Genomic DNA, 15,791 nt, shown 5'->3' with positions numbered 1-15,791 from the left:
GAAACCATCCTATTTATACTTTTATTTATTTTCTATTTCATGAAGCTTTTGTTCTAGCATTTCAATTCTTCTGAGCAACGTATATACTGTTTCCTCTGAGCATGTAGTATTCTTTTGAATTGCATCTGACAACCATTTTATACCAGTTGCAACATTCTCTTCCATCAGTTTATTTGTATATTCATAATCTATATCAATAAACTCTGAAACATCTACTTTTTTACCGGCCTCAAGTGTAATAACACGATCCTGTAATCCCAAAAGATTAGCTACAGTAAAGAATCTATCAATTCCTCTTAACTTATTACCAACAGCAATATAGTTTTTATTATATTTTATTCCCATGCATACACCATGATGAGAATCAGTAAACAAGAATTGACAATTCTTTATTAAATAAACAAATTCCTCTATAGAAACTTTTTCTAAAATACGCCCAAGATTCCAATTTGCCCTCACAGCATCTACTTCTCTCATTCCTGGAATTGTAACTACTTCAAGATTACGTTCTTTAGCTATTTGTTTAGCTACTTCAAGTTTTTTATCATCTGGATCTAAAATGTAACATAACATATACTTGTCAGGAACATCGTAGTTCTTGACAGAATCTGCCAATTTATCGAATTCCTCAATATCAGCCCAAAAAATAGGATCAATAATCTGCTTTGCTTCAATACCAAAAATATCTTTGCAAATTTGAACACCGCTTTCTTCTCGAACACTAACTGCATCGAATCGTTTTAAATAATCTCTAGATGTATTTCGTATAGTAATGTCTCCAGTATATCTACCCGCTCCAAACGAAGGTGCACATGCTATTTTTTTCTTATCCAAATCTACAAAGTCTAAGAAAAATGAATAGCCAACCAACTTAGTTGTACTTTCTGTCCACATCTGATCTGAACCAAGTATAAATCCATCGCAGAAATGATTATACTCTTTCATATGTTCGACATCTCTTTTTCTAGCTATTCTAAAATATCGTCCTATAAAATCTTCTACAACTTTAGTTCCTGAATCCCATGGAGAATTATCAAGTTTAGGAATAGGGATAAAAATAGGTGCTTTACCCATGTTCTCTAAAGTTTTAGCCAAAGCGTAGTATGTTAATGCACTACCATAATTTGATGCAAACCACCATCCAACTAAACCAAAATCCCATCTCATTCCACGACCATACCACAATGATTTGTGATATCCGTGTTTATCAAGATGTGAAAAGAAAAATTTACGAGCTGGACTTTGCTTCTGTGGCCAATTTAAATTTCCATTATACTTTCTTATTTCTTCTAATGGAATTTCTTCAGAAAGTTTCATTGAGTCCTTTAATAAATCATATAATTTCTTAGCTTTTTCAGAATTAACAAGTATTAAAGAAGTACCTATACCATCATTTAAGTTAGTATTAATTCTTCCAACTTGCCATGCATCACCCATTGTAAAATCCGATACTCTTTCTGCTCGAGCGAACTGGCATGTTGAACAGTTATCCCTATTAATTACACCTTCCAAGAATCCTTTATACCAAAAGCAATCATTATAGTTTTGTTTTACGACTGTTCCATCCTCTAAATATGCAACAGCTGGAGTTGACCATCCAAAAAAGTTCTTATCTCTAAAATCAAGCCTCTTAATTGCTCTTCCATCTGTGAATTCATTTAACCATGATTTATATGCCTTTACAGAATTAGCAGCATGACAAATAAAATCTACAAGCCATAAATTTTCGTATTCTTTTCCTAGAAACAATCTTATTCCAGCAATTTCACATGGCGTTCCCGTATATAAAACAAGACGTCCGGCATCCAAAGCTTTTTTTGCACGCTTATATGAATCTTTTGTCTCACAGAATACATACTTCGAGCCTCGCATTGGATTCAATTGTTCTATTGATTCTGCCTCTGTAATGTATACGCTTTTAAAATCATCTGAATATACAGCGCCAAATACAACTCCACCTTGAGATAAAACATATGTAGCAATAATGGAAAAGAATCCACCTGATGAACTTACCTTTCTGATTTCATCATCCGCCATTACTGCATAGCTTTTTGGTACAGGATGAAATTGAAGTGGTGTAACAGCCTGGCATGATGACATACATTTACCACAATCTATACAATTTTCACCAACTGTTGGATATAAGAAACCATCATTATCATATTCCATTGTAATAGCTCCAACAGGACAGATATTTTCACAGGCCCCACACCCAGTACATTTGCTCCTATCAACATTTATAACTGATTTATTACTCATATTTTATTAACCTATAAACCTTTTTATTACTGTAATTATGCGCCAAATGCATCTAAATCCAATCTTTGATCAACTGGAGTTAACATTCTACCTGCTTTGAAAGCCTTAGATCTAATTGTTTCTTCTATTTCATATTTTTCTCTCTCTATTTTAGAAGCAACTCCTAGCATAGCCTTTTCTTCAGAATAATCATTTAAAACCCACTCTTTCATCTCCATATAATGATCGATTTCATACTCAAGAACAATATATGCTCCCTCATTATATTTATTTTCGAGTAAATCTATAAATTGCTGTGCATACTTCTTTTTAAACTCAGCAGGGAAATCAATTATTGTCCAATATATTAAGCTAACCGCCCAAGTCCACAATTCATCTTTATATGAATCATATAAGCCAGATTCTTTCCAGTTTTCGACTACCTTTTTTACTATTTCAAAATGCATTTTTGTTTTAGTAATTCTTCTATGATTATATAACTGCATTAATGAAGCATTCTTTGAAATCCTGTAGTTATATAATTTATCCTCAATTACTAAAATATTTTTCGCTCTTGGAACATATTGGAACTGGAATATTTGATCTTCTCCTAAATCCATTGACTCATCAAAATAAAGAGGAGTAGGATTTGTTAAGATTGACTTCTTTATTAAATGCAACCATAAAAATGGCTTTGCTGCTTTTTCTTTAAAAATAACATCCTGTCTATTGTTTCTTCTTTCACAATATGAAGTTGTTAAAATACTTGTGAAATAATCATTTGCCTCACCTACTACATTACCGCCAAAAATAATCAAATCCCATGAATCATCTTGTTCAAGCTTATTTACTAATATTTCATAGGCATTGTACTCAAGAAAATCATCAGCATCTACAAAGCTTATGTAATCTCCAGTCGCCTTCTTCAATGCTAAGTTTCTTGCTGCTGCAGGTCCTGCATTTTTCTGAGAAAAGATTTTTATTCTATAATCCTTCTTTGCAAAAAGTTCTAGCAACTCTAATGAATGGTCTGTAGATCCATCATCGACACAAATAATCTCTAAATTATCATATGTTTGACAAATGAGTGTTTCCAAACATTTCTTTATATATTTCTCTGCGTTATATACTGGAACAATAACGGAAATTACAGGTCTACTTTTTTCTTTATCATTTTGCATATTATTCATTTCACTATCCTTCTTTTCTTTTATTAAATCTATAGCCATCTGTATACTCTTAACTATTTAACATGTAATAATTCTTTTACTTTCAAGCCACGTTCAAACTCTTTAGAATTTCTTATAGCTATTAACTGACTATGAACTTTATTATATTCTTCTCTATATTTCACAGAACAATCCTCAATCATAAATAACTTTGGTGAATCAATTATTCTGTTTACCTGAGCAAAAATCCATGGGTCAAGAGATTCTATACGTAGTAAAGGATCCTTTAAATCATCTTCAAACTCTTTACTAATATGTTCAAGAAACTCAAGCTTATACTCGTTAGAAACTCTATTATAAGAATTCAAATAGTTAAATAGTTTTTTCTCGAAGAAACGTTTATGGATTTCCTCTCCAAATTCCTTATGACTATTTAATATCTCTTTCATAAATTTATATTCATCACAAATACAGAATACTTTCTTCTTACTATTTATAGATGAATTAGGATTATCCTGTCTGTAGTAATAAAATGCCTCATTAATAAATACTACCTTTTTTGCCATCGATATTGCCTGGAACCAAAATCCGTTATCCTGGAAACTTGCTCCTGGAGTCTCATTATGTCTAATATTGTTATTTCTGAGGAATGATGTTCTATAAATACCAGTCCAATTCATCATAGTAAAAGTAAAAATTTCTGGACATATTGATGCATTAAGCACTCTATTGTAATATTCCTGTGGACATACAGCTTGGAACTGACTTTTATTTTTACCATTTTTTGTTGAGAAAATATAATGATCTGATTTAACAATATCAGCATCATATAATTCAACTGTATCTAACAGTCTTTCTAACATGTGTTCATCTACATAATCATCTGACTCGATAATACAAATGTATTCTCCACGAGCTGCATCCATTCCAACATTCATAGTATTTCCATAGCCAGAATTTGGTTTTGTAATTACTTTAATTCTACTGTCCTTTTTCTCATAACTACGAAGAACATCTAAAGAATTATCTGTAGATCCATCATTTACACAAATTGCCTCAAAATTCTTAAATGTTTGATTTAAAATACTATCTAAGCATTCTCCCAAGTATCTCTCTACATTACATACTGGTACTACAATTGATATTTTTACATTTTCATTCATTTCTATATATCCTCCCTTAAAATGAAAATATTATTTTTCTAATATATTTTTTTAATTTCTTTTTATAATTATTTTCAGATGCATATTTCAAGTACTTCTCATAATTTGCCTTGCCTTCATTCACTATCATATTAGGCTTTTTTATAAACATCTTTATAGCATTCGAAAGACTATCCGCATCATTAGTTTTTACTATACACGCCTTATTATCAACTATGTATTTGGCCCCTGTGTTTTCAGTTACTATCAAAGCCTTTTTTAACATAGCTGCCTCTAACGCAACAAGAGAACAAGATTCATCTCTAGACGCGACAACAAATACATCCATAGATTTATAAAGCTTCATCAATTCTGCTCTATCAGATATTGCCCCATGATAAATAATAAAATCATTATCAAGCCATTTTTCAGCATACTTCATAGACCACTCAGGAATTTCTCCTATAACATGCAATTCAATATCATGATATAAATAATTACTTAACGCTTGGACTAAAATATCTAATCCTTTTCTTTCTTCTACTGTTCCTGATAGACAAAGTCTTATTGTATCATGAGACCCTTTTTGTTCTTGCTCAACGTCATATTGACTAACATAATTATTTAGTACATATAAATTTTTAAGGTTGTAATTATTACATATTTGTGTTTTAGCATAATCGCTTACACAAAAAGTGTGTCTGATACCTAACAAATATTTCTTATCAATACCACATTTGTTCATAAGCTTTCTAATATTCGCCGCCTCGTGTATATATAACGCTGTTTTCTTTATTCTCTGTGTATAACAAGCAAACTCTGCACAGAAAATAGTATGACAAATAACTAGCTCATATGACCTTATTCTTTTATCTAATAATTCTCCGGCATCGCGTGGAAACGATATGATTTCAACCTGATATCCTTCTTTCTCAAATTCAGAAGCATAAGGTCCATCATTCAATGCCCATATTCCAACAAAGTAACCACAATCTCTAAATGCGTTAGCCATATTCAATACTGCTTTGGGCGAACCAGTGCATGATAACTCATAACTTACTAATAAAACGCGTTTTTTTATCATAATCTGTTAATACAATCATCTCTTTTCTTTTCAAACAGCCAATTTGAATAAATAAATAATAAAATGGCCCATACTATAAATTTCACCCATGCTGTCCAATACGAAGGAATACCATATAACAAACTATTTCTATATAAATAGATTGATAAAAATATTGGATTATACGTTAACGCTGTTTTAATTGAAGCTGGATACCTTCCTAAAGGAAGAAATGTACCTGAAACAAAAATCAGCATTGTCATTAGTACCGAATATAAATAATCAATATCAGCAAAGTACACATACCAAATTGCTAATATTTTTCCAATACTCGAAATAATCAATGTTGTAATTAACAAAATTGGAATAACGAGCAATGCTCTCCACGTTAACCTAACCTTAAAAGCAATAAATATAGGAATAATCGCTATAGATGAAAATAAGAATTCTCTAAACCCTTCATATATTTTACTTTTAATAAAAATATCAACTGGTTGTTTTGTTTTGATTAATAAATTCTTATTATTAACTAAAGATTTCAAAGCCCCTTTAGTAGCAGTATTATAATAGTTATAAATAGTAATTCCTGTAAAAACAAACACTGGAAATCTATCTATATCATGTATAATTACGTTCATATAATACGTTGAAAGAATTATCATATATAAAAGAGGATTTAGTATATTCCACAAAAACCCTAGGCTAGTTTCTGCATTTCTTTTCTTTTGTTCTTGATAACCTATTTGCTGTAAAACAAACAATGTCTGTTTTATTTTTTCAATATTTCTCATAATTTTTTTACAATACTATTCTCTAATAATTTAAAAACACTTAATCCTACGATAAGAACACCTATTGCCCATATAGTCATTAGTTTTATTTGCACCAAGTCATATGTTCCATACAATAAGCTTTTTCTTGCAACATCAGGATATATAAATAAAGGATTATATAACGTAATCTTTTGAACTGACGCCGGGTATTTTTCTATAGGATAAAAAATAGCCACCATATGTATTAATAACACAATTATATTTCTCCAAATAAAAAGAATATCCTTATAAAATACATAAATTGAAGCTAGAAAAAATGAAACTCCAATTGAAAAAGCTAACTCCAACAATACTGCTAGTGGGAAAAAAATTACAGTCCAAGTCAATTTAACTCTAACAACAATCAAAACAATTACTAGAGCAATGGTAGAAAAACCTAAATTTACTAATGCTGTATAATCTCTAGAAAGTACAAACACTTCTCTAGGTATTTTAGTTTTCTGAAATAAATTTTTATTATCTTCAAAAACTGTCATCGCTGTAGTCGTCGAAACATTAAACATTGTCCATAATGTAAAACCAGTCAAATAGTAAACAGCATAGTCAGTACTTTTCATAGTAAATCCACTAAAAACCATAGTCATGACCACCATAAACAACATTGGTTGTAACACCGACCACAATATTCCAAGCACCGATCTCGAATACTTTCTCTTTATCTCTCTAGCCGTGAGTTCTCGTATAACAAAAATGTATTGTTTTATACCATATTGCATTACGACACCTCACTCACTGCTTTTATTGGCTCAGGCACACCTTCTTCTTGCATATGCTGATATGCCTTACACACAACATCAGGTGTTCCAACCATTCTAAGCTTACCCTTTTCAATCCATACAACCTTAGAGCAGTTATCACGAATAGTACCCATACCGTGGCTTACCATAAGAACAGTGCTTCCGCCATGTATCATTTCCTTAACTCTCTTAAGTGATTTCTTTCTAAAGAACTCATCACCTACTGAAAGCACCTCATCGAGGATGAGGATTTCTGCTGCGTCACCAGCTGTTGCGATGGCGAATCCAAGACGGCTGACCATACCACTTGAATAATTCTTTACCTTTTCATCCATGAAATCCTGAAGTTCTGCAAACTCTACGATCTCATCATAGTGATCATCTAAGAATTTCTTTGAATATCCAATAATCGCACCATTAAGATATACATTCTCACGTCCTGTAAGCTCCATATCAAAACCTGTACCAAGTGTAAGAAGCTGAACCTTTTTTCTATCAACTTCAACAGAACCTGATGTTGGTCTTAAAGCTCCTGAAACAATCTTAAGAATTGTAGACTTACCAGAACCATTGGTTCCTATAATACCTACTACCTCACCCTTTGATACATCAAAGCTAACATTATCAAGTGCATAAAATTCTCTGTAGGAAATATTTCTCTTTAAGAACTGAATAATATAATCCTTGATACCTGATGTACTCTGTGTGGCCACCTTAAACTTCATAGTCACGTTCTTAACAGAAATGACTGTTTCTGGATCAGTTGAAACTTCGGCCTCTTCAACCTCTTCCACCGAATCTAAATCTTGAACCTTTAAGGCTTCAGCAATATGCTGGTTACGTCTAGCGACTCTTATGGCTTCACGCTTCTTGCGTCTCTTCTTTCTGCCAATAAACAGAACAACTGCTACAATAAGCGCTATAACCGCCACTATCAAACCAACTGTTAATCCAATCATTACTGGATCATTAAGCAATGTCGATTCAACATTCTCAAGTAAATTTGTTTCTAACTTCATATCTTCTGGATTTTCACTTTCTCTTTCTTCAACACTATCTTGTGTTGCAACTACATCTGTTACCGGTGAAATCTCATTGGATGTCTCTTCTAACGCTGCCGCTTCTCGCTCTGCCTCTGCTTGTTCCAATGCCAAGGCAGTATCTTCACCCTCTATAAAAATATTAACGTTGAGTAACTTATCTATATCCTGCTTGTTTGAGCCATCTGCGTCTGTTGTGTAACCACTTTGAACTGACAGATATGCCTCACCACCTGATATTGTTTCAAAAGAAAGCATATACTTTCTTCTTGAAGATAAGCCCTTACCTTCTAATGTAATAATGCCATCTTCTTCAGAATCGCCACCTTTGATGTAGCTCATTCTGTTCTTATCATATTTCAACTCAATATGATAAGTCTGATTAGTATCAGTTGTGCTGATGTAAACGCCAATAGGAAATTTTGAATCCTCTGGTTCGCTGTATTCAAGTGAACCAAAGCTGACTTCACCTCCAGCAGCATATACATATTGATTGTTAAGCATTAAGCAGGATAGTATTGTTAGCGTAGCAACTAGTCCTCTAAAATTATGTCTTCTCATATCTCTCGCTTTCTTATCCAACGTTTTCTTTTGCAATATTGCAAATAATACTTATAGTGTTTGTATGCCCATAAATGGTATTTAATATGGGATGGTTTAGAATACAGCATTACTGAACCTTCATACCATCCTGATATATTTACAACGTGCCTTTTTCCAAAAATCATTCCTTTTAATTCAATAAAAACTCTTCTAACAAAGTGGTTTTCATTTAAATCTTTTTCAGAAAGATTATTGGCTAACACGGCGTTGTTATAATCTATTACATCATCTGAAAAATGCATTCTGCCAAAAGCTTTTGCTTCTTCATATGATGGTTTAGCCATAAAGCTAAACAAAACATTCTCAATAGCTTTTCTAGATGTAGGATTTCCAAATAATCCACAAGCTTCTTCAAAACTACTGCAAGATGTAAACAGTTGATCAAGATATCTATCCACAATTGTTTCTATCTTGTTCAAATAATCTATCTGGCCCTGGGTAATTGTTGATAAAACAGGTGTAACCTTTTCATCCTTCATATACCGCAAAGTCATACCATGAGGTGCTGAAAAAATACATTCAAACAGGCAATTGTTAAACTGCACTTTGTTTTTCAGCTTTGACCTTGGACCAAACAAGAATGAATGATAATATTTTTCTTCTGCTTTATCAGGTATTTCATAAAGGCCATAGTAATACCCTTCAAGCTCATCAGCCTGGCCCAGATACTTACGGAACTCACCTAAGCTCTTTTGTATCGAACCAACCCAACCGCTATCAACGATTGCTATTTTTTCGTTTGCTCCAAAGCCTGATTCTTCCAAGTACTTTAACGCACATGAAAACTCTTCCTTGGATTTATTAATCAGCAACTGACAAAAATCCTTGTCGTCACTTAGAAGAGATTTGACCTCTCCCAATCTGTTACGCGGTATTTGCTCGTCTTCTTTTATATTTAGATACTTAGCAATCTTCGTTATAAACTGGCTTTTATCCTCCTCAGGCAAACCTGAGCGATTAATTACTTTTGCAGGTGTAACATCCACACCGCTTAAAGTAATGTATGATAAGGCCTGGTTAATATCCATGTGATACAAAGGAACTCTAAGAGATAATCTTGAAACGTACAGATATTTACACTGAATATTAAGATTAAACTGCTTAACATATCTTTCAGCTATTACATAGTAAAAATATGCATCTCTAGCTAAAAAGAAAAGTGTTTTAACGCCTTTATTTATTGCATCTTCTAATAAGTACAAAACAAAACTGTTTAAAACTGGAGCAAAAACATATCTACCAGTTTGAGCTACCACATCTTCAGCATCAAATTGTTCACTGTCGACTTTTAAATCAGTGGACAATCTTGCAAGGGGTGGCACAGCTTTATAAAGCTTTTCGTACTCTATTACTTTTTCATTTTTCACACATAAAACTCCTAAGACTTATATCCATTTCTAATTGCAAAAGCTAATCTGTTTGGGACTAGCCATACAATAATTGGCTTTAATACATAAAAAAGTTCATGCCATGGATTCAAGCCCATTTTTTTAAATCCATTCCATCTAATGCCAACTTCCTCAATCTGATCAGATAGCTTCCTTCGTCTATAGCTGTCTTTTGTTTCTCTATATTGAAGTAAGTCCTCCTGCAAATTGTAGCCTTTGACTCCTGCAGCTGTCAGATTCATAAACAGTTGGTAATCTTCTCCCCTGCCAGGTGTTGTTGCATTTCCGTATGGATTTTTCATAGTCAACACGCTCTTCCTAAACATAATTGTTGGATGTGCATATGGTTGAAACTTCAAAAAATCCTTGCGCTTTGGCCTTTCTGGGTAATTGCGTTTACCGTATACCTTGTCATCTGAATCCATTAGTAGCAAATTGCCTCCAACGAATCCGTATTCAGGATGAGTTTCTAAGAATTCATATTCTTTTTCGAATCTATCAAGTGAGCTGATATCATCTGCATCCATCCTGGCTAGGTATTTTCCTTTTGCTATCTTTATCATTTGATTCAGCGCAAAAGCCAGACCGTGATTCTTATTTGATTTTATAAAAATAATTCTCAAATCAGTTTTCGAATAATCTTTTATTATGCTTTCAACATCGTAATCTGAACCATCGTCATAAATGATCAATTCAAAATCTTTGAATGTTTGGTTCAAAATAGATTCAATAGCTTTTTTTAGATATGAAACTTCGCAATTATAAACCGGAAACAGTACACTTATTGATGGCATCTTCGTATACCTTCTTCATGATTTTTTTTGACTCAGCTTTTTCAAAATTCATAACCGAGTTTCTTATCATTTCTCTTCCATAAATAGATTTATCTTTTTTACCGTAATATAAATCTTTTAATGCTTCTGCATAAGCATCTACACTGTCTTCTGAAACAAGAATCCCATTCTTTTTATTTTTAATGTATTCTTTCGATCCTCGATTAGATGAGGCGATTACTGGAAGTCCTGTAAAAAGTGCCTCCAACGCAGCCATGCCAAGCCCCTCTCTAATAGAAGGAAAGATCATGGCATCCGCAGCCTTCAGAAATGTTCTTATTTCCAATTCATAGCCAAAAAATCTAACATTATTTTCTATACCATGTTCTTTTACATATTCTTTAAGTTTGTCTTCCTGTCTGCCATGTCCAATCACGCCATAGATAATGTTCGGAGACTTAGGATTATGCTTTTTAACAATATAATCCAATGTCTCAATCACTCTCTTTTGATTCTTGTTAGGACGAATCTCACCTACGGTAATCACGAAAAAATCATCCTCTGCAATACCAAGATTTTTTCTTTCTTGTTTTCGTTCTTCTTCATTCGTCAACATAAAGAAATTGGAATCAATTCCCTCACCTGGTATCCTATAGACTTCATCAGCATGCATTCTTTTAGCAGCTGATTCATCCTCGTGATTAATTGTTACAATTGCATTTGTATTTCTACTCATAAAATCTTCGGCCAAGTAGAAAACTTTATTTCGTAATCTAGAACCACCGTTATAAAAATGGAATCCATGGGCAGTATAAATAATATAAACGCCTTTGATTCCTATACACGCAAGTCGTGCTACCATACCCCCAGTAGGAGTATGACAATGTATCAAATTTATTTTCTCTCTTTTAATGATTTTTCTAACTTGTATGATTGCTTTTAAATTAGAATAAATATTATGTGGTTGCTGTTTAATAGGAATATCATGATAGATAATACCGTACTCATCTACAATGTCCTCACAATCTTCGTATACCACATTAGTGCTATTTGAGGCATAGTGAATTTCTGCACCCATACTTTTTAGCAATTCAACATTCTGACGCTCGAATTTAGTCAAAAAACCATATACCGAAGAAACAATTAAAGCTTTCACACATTCTCTCCCACTAACGCTCATTCATAATTTCTTCTATTCTCTCTCGTGCATAAGCTATATCTTCCTCATTAGGAACCATAACATAGCAAGTCTTACTGAGAGAGTACACATGATTGTGCTCGCCTCTTCCACTAACACTCATTTTTTCAATATTCCACTCGCCCGGATTTGATAGCTGGTATGCAACCAGATCTGCTATCTCCTCAGTAGAAAAATCGGTGGCAAATGTGCCATCGCATTCTTTCATAATATCTCCGTAATTAATCAAAGTACTCTTTGATGTCATCTTCTGAACAACTGACTGAATTACATTCATCTGGTTTTCACCACGCTGAACGTCGCCTCTTGCAAATGAATGTCTTTCTCTAACAAAAGCTAAAGCAGCCAATCCATTAAGATGGTTCTCGCCCTTGCTAAAATGACCAATGTTTTCTACATCGAAAGCATAGTCAGACCAAACTGTAATTCCACCCATTGCATTAATGAGTCCTTCGAAGCCACTGAAGTTTACCTTGAAATAATGATCAATGGCGATGCCATATAGCATTTCCATTGTATCTTCAGACACATCAGTTCCGTATATTCCTGCATGTGTCAGTTTGTCCTTAATTCCATTTGAAATAGATAATGGAACGTAATAATCCCTAGGTGTCGAAACAAGAAGTATATGCTTCGTACCAGGATTAACAACTGCCAGGATGTTTACATCAGAACGACTTACTACCGAAATATGGCCCCATGTATCCTTACCACTTATATAAACGATAAATGGGTCCTCAGGGGTTACCACATTTGGCTTTTCAACAACCTTAGAAACATCAACCTCTTCTAGCAAACGAAGTCCTACCTCTAAGTTTTCACCAGATTCAGGATCTTCTAAAATGCTTACGTAGGATGAATTTAAAATTGCTCCATCGCATTCCTTGCTTGTTAAGCCCTTCACCAAGGATAATTGACTATCGTAGCTTTTGAGATTGAAATCATACTTTGTTAACTGCTCTGCCAACTCGTTATCTGATAACTCGTCATCTGGCATATCATCAGAAATACCAACTGTTTTACCAAACAATTCATCAACGGAATTAATATCGGAAGTTTCCAATACATAGATTCCATAAGTGGTAGTTTCTGTTGCCTGATTAGCAATTGTACTTAAAGCCTTAATGCTGTTCTCGTACAAATAAATTCCTTCAATATCCGCTGCAATAACTAAAAAAGTCAATACTAACCCAGCGATTTTCATATAGATTCTTTTTCTAAGCTGCAGAAAAATACCTATTCCGAAAATCACTATAATAGCTAGAATGATTGCCACCGCATAAGAAATCGGAAGGATGCTGATACGTGTCATTTGATAAATCAAACCACCTGTCAACAGCGTAACAAAAAATATACATGCCCCAATAAAAGCTGCATGCAATCTCTTTTTTCTTATTTTGTTTGTCATTACCTTGCCTTACTTTATTAATTTCTTTTGAATTTTAGCCCGCCAAAAATGATGTTAATTAGAATTGAAAATATTCTCCCTATTTCAATGCTTTAAATATTTTAGCATATAACCTTTGTACATACTATATAAAAAATCGTCTATTACGTTAAAAATTATATTAAAAAAGAACACACAACAGATGTTGGTGTTCTTTACATGATAATATTTAATTGTCAATTAAAGGGCAATTGCTGTCTCAAGTGCAAGTTTCATCATCTCTGTAAATGACTTCTGACGATCCTCAGCTGGGATTTCCTCAGATGTAACAAATGAATCAGAGATTGTAAGCATACATGTAGCGTTCTTTCCAAGCATGTTTGCGTTGTTGAAAAGTGCGAAGCTTTCCATTTCTACGCAATCGCAACCGCAACGCTCTTTAACTGCCTGCCATCCGCCCATCTCTGGAGCTGTATAAAACTGATCTGCTGAATGTACCTTTGCAACCTTTGCATTGATACCAAGTTCCTTAGCCTTTGCGATAGCAATATCGTTAATCTTCTTGCTAGGATAAAGAGTCTTATCCTCACATCCGTTTGTGTACTTAGCAAATGTTGAATCAGAATATGCGCTCTCAGAAATAACTACATCGAGAACGTTAAGCTTGTCTGTGTAGCTTCCTGCAGAACCGATACGGATGATGTTTTCTACATCATAGAATGCGTAAAGCTCGTATGAATAAATACCGATTGAAGGCATTCCCATACCACTGGCCATTACTGATACTGGAACTCCCTTGTATGTTCCTGTAAAGCCAAGGCAGTTACGAACTGTGTTTACACACTTTACATCCTCCAAGAAATTTTCTGCTACGAATTTAGCACGTAATGGGTCTCCTGGCATAAGAACAGTCTTTGCAAAATCGCCCTTCTTCGCCTCGTTGTGTGGTGTTGCCATAATAATTTCCTCCTTATTAATTATCACATTAATTATATTATAAGTAATTATAGAAATAATGGGCATTAATTGTAGTGCCCGATGTTCTATCTAAAAAACCTGACTGCCCAGCTGCCACCTGCGAATCATGCAGCGCCTGAGCATATGTATATGTACAGAAAAACAGTGCATCTGTATTAGTGTTTCCCGCTATAGCCTGTGCGGCTGCGTACTGGCAGGCACTGTTTGGACCTTCCGCTAAAATAAGGGCAACTCGTCCTGATGTTACAGGAGCAAACTGTCCCGATGCGTAAACTACACCTGAAACAGTATTAGGGAATTTGGAGCTTGCTACTCTGTTCATAACAACAGAGCCTACTGCAAGTCTTCCTGCATCACCCTGGTTAGCTGCCTCCGCCTGGATTAAAGCTGCAAGGATAAGGGTTTCTTCGTCTGTTGTAGTGTAACCACCAGAATACCCACCATGTTCACCAGCAAGCTTTTCAGCCAACGCAACCTGCGCATCCTGATACTGCTTCTGAATTCGTTTTTCATAAGCCTTAGCATCATCCAACTGCTTTTCTAATTCTGCGATGGCAGCTTTGGTATCCGCAATCTGCGAATTAGTAACATTTAATGCTGTGGATGTATCGCTAACCAAAACTCCAAGCTGGGACTTTTTAGATTTTAAATTATCCTGATAAGCACTAAGCTGTTGTCCCTTTTCTTCTATTGCACTTTTTGTATCTTCTATTTCTTTTTGAGTGGCTGCAAATCTTTCAACAGCTGCCTGATCATAAGCAGTGATTTGAGCCATATATTCTAATCGCTGTAAAAACTCAGATATAGATCCACTTTCTAAAAAATTAATCAATGTGTTAGTGGATCTATTTTCATACATATATTGAATACGAAGCTTCATGCTCTTTCTTTGAGCATCTAAAGAAGCCTGCGTTCTTTCAAGCTGTTCATTCAACGTTTCAATATCAGCTTCTACTTCAGCTATATCCGCTTCTGTTTCTGAGATTTCCCCAGTAACACTAGATATTTGATTATTCAAACTAGAAATCTGTCCCGTAAGACTGTTTGCCTGTCCCTCCAATTGCTGCTTTGCGCCTTCTACCTGCTGTTTTTGATTATTAATATCTTTAACAGCATCAGACGCCTTTTGTGATTCTTCCTTTAATCTGTCCACCTCCGACTGTGACGCCTGGGCAGATGATGAAAGGCATAGGACTGCAATCAGAACAATCGCAAGGCATCCTTTGAATCTTTTCATTGCCT

Annotated in this window: 13 protein-coding genes; all 13 read right to left on the bottom strand. The window is 34.2% G+C overall.

Annotated features, from left to right (window positions below; all coding sequences use genetic code 11):
- Positions 1–21: 21 nt before the first annotated feature.
- The 13 genes from G611_RS0105345 to G611_RS15200 all read right to left on the bottom strand — a co-directional run bounded on the left by G611_RS0105345 (position 22) and on the right by G611_RS15200 (position 15,786).
- Positions 22–2,259 carry a polysaccharide pyruvyl transferase family protein gene (locus G611_RS0105345; protein ID WP_081656976.1) on the bottom strand — a complete coding sequence of 746 codons (2,238 nt, stop codon included), beginning with the start codon at positions 2,257–2,259 and terminating at the stop codon, positions 22–24.
- 35 nt (positions 2,260–2,294) lie between these two features.
- On the bottom strand, positions 2,295–3,467 hold the full coding sequence (locus tag G611_RS0105340; RefSeq protein WP_028242749.1) for a glycosyltransferase family 2 protein: 1,173 nt from the start codon (positions 3,465–3,467) through the stop codon (positions 2,295–2,297).
- Positions 3,468–3,481: 14 nt separating this feature from the next.
- Positions 3,482–4,570, bottom strand: coding sequence for a glycosyltransferase family 2 protein (locus tag G611_RS13995; protein ID WP_051195083.1), 1,089 nt, complete (start codon positions 4,568–4,570; stop codon positions 3,482–3,484).
- Positions 4,571–4,586: 16 nt separating this feature from the next.
- Positions 4,587–5,633, bottom strand: coding sequence for a glycosyltransferase family 4 protein (locus G611_RS0105330; RefSeq protein WP_028242748.1), 1,047 nt, complete (start codon positions 5,631–5,633; stop codon positions 4,587–4,589).
- On the bottom strand, positions 5,630–6,403 hold the full coding sequence (locus tag G611_RS0105325) for an ABC transporter permease (protein WP_028242747.1): 774 nt from the start codon (positions 6,401–6,403) through the stop codon (positions 5,630–5,632). The genes G611_RS0105330 and G611_RS0105325 overlap by 4 nt, the downstream gene beginning before the upstream one ends.
- A complete protein-coding gene (locus tag G611_RS13990; protein WP_051195082.1) occupies positions 6,400–7,161 on the bottom strand; it encodes an ABC transporter permease in 762 nt (253 codons plus the stop codon). Before G611_RS13990 ends, G611_RS0105325 begins: the two co-directional genes overlap by 4 nt.
- Complete coding sequence (locus G611_RS16040; protein ID WP_330362027.1) at positions 7,161–8,726, bottom strand: ABC transporter ATP-binding protein; 1,566 nt, start codon at positions 8,724–8,726, stop codon at positions 7,161–7,163. The genes G611_RS13990 and G611_RS16040 overlap by 1 nt, the downstream gene beginning before the upstream one ends.
- A 53-nt stretch (positions 8,727–8,779) precedes the next feature.
- Positions 8,780–10,192, bottom strand: a complete 1,413-nt coding sequence (locus tag G611_RS0105310; protein WP_028242746.1) for a hypothetical protein — start codon at positions 10,190–10,192, stop codon at positions 8,780–8,782.
- An 11-nt stretch (positions 10,193–10,203) separates the two neighbouring features.
- Positions 10,204–11,007, bottom strand: a complete 804-nt coding sequence (locus G611_RS13980; protein ID WP_036948260.1) for a glycosyltransferase — start codon at positions 11,005–11,007, stop codon at positions 10,204–10,206.
- Positions 10,973–12,142, bottom strand: coding sequence for a glycosyltransferase (locus G611_RS0105300; protein WP_028242745.1), 1,170 nt, complete (start codon positions 12,140–12,142; stop codon positions 10,973–10,975). Before G611_RS0105300 ends, G611_RS13980 begins: the two co-directional genes overlap by 35 nt.
- Before the next feature lie 13 nt (positions 12,143–12,155).
- Positions 12,156–13,592 (bottom strand): LCP family protein, encoded by a 1,437-nt coding sequence (locus G611_RS15205; protein WP_081656974.1) that lies wholly within the window; start codon positions 13,590–13,592, stop codon positions 12,156–12,158.
- A 219-nt stretch (positions 13,593–13,811) separates the two neighbouring features.
- A complete protein-coding gene (gene deoD, locus G611_RS0105290) occupies positions 13,812–14,528 on the bottom strand; it encodes a purine-nucleoside phosphorylase (protein WP_028242744.1) in 717 nt (238 codons plus the stop codon).
- Positions 14,529–14,565: 37 nt separating this feature from the next.
- Positions 14,566–15,786, bottom strand: coding sequence for a cell wall hydrolase (locus tag G611_RS15200; protein WP_028242743.1), 1,221 nt, complete (start codon positions 15,784–15,786; stop codon positions 14,566–14,568).
- Between the last annotated feature and the right edge of the window lie 5 nt (positions 15,787–15,791).

The sequence above is a fragment of the Pseudobutyrivibrio ruminis AD2017 genome (genome assembly GCF_000424305.1).
In the GTDB taxonomy this organism is placed as follows: Bacteria; Bacillota; Clostridia; order Lachnospirales; family Lachnospiraceae; genus Pseudobutyrivibrio; species Pseudobutyrivibrio ruminis_B.
This window is presented reverse-complemented; position numbering and strand designations above follow the sequence as displayed.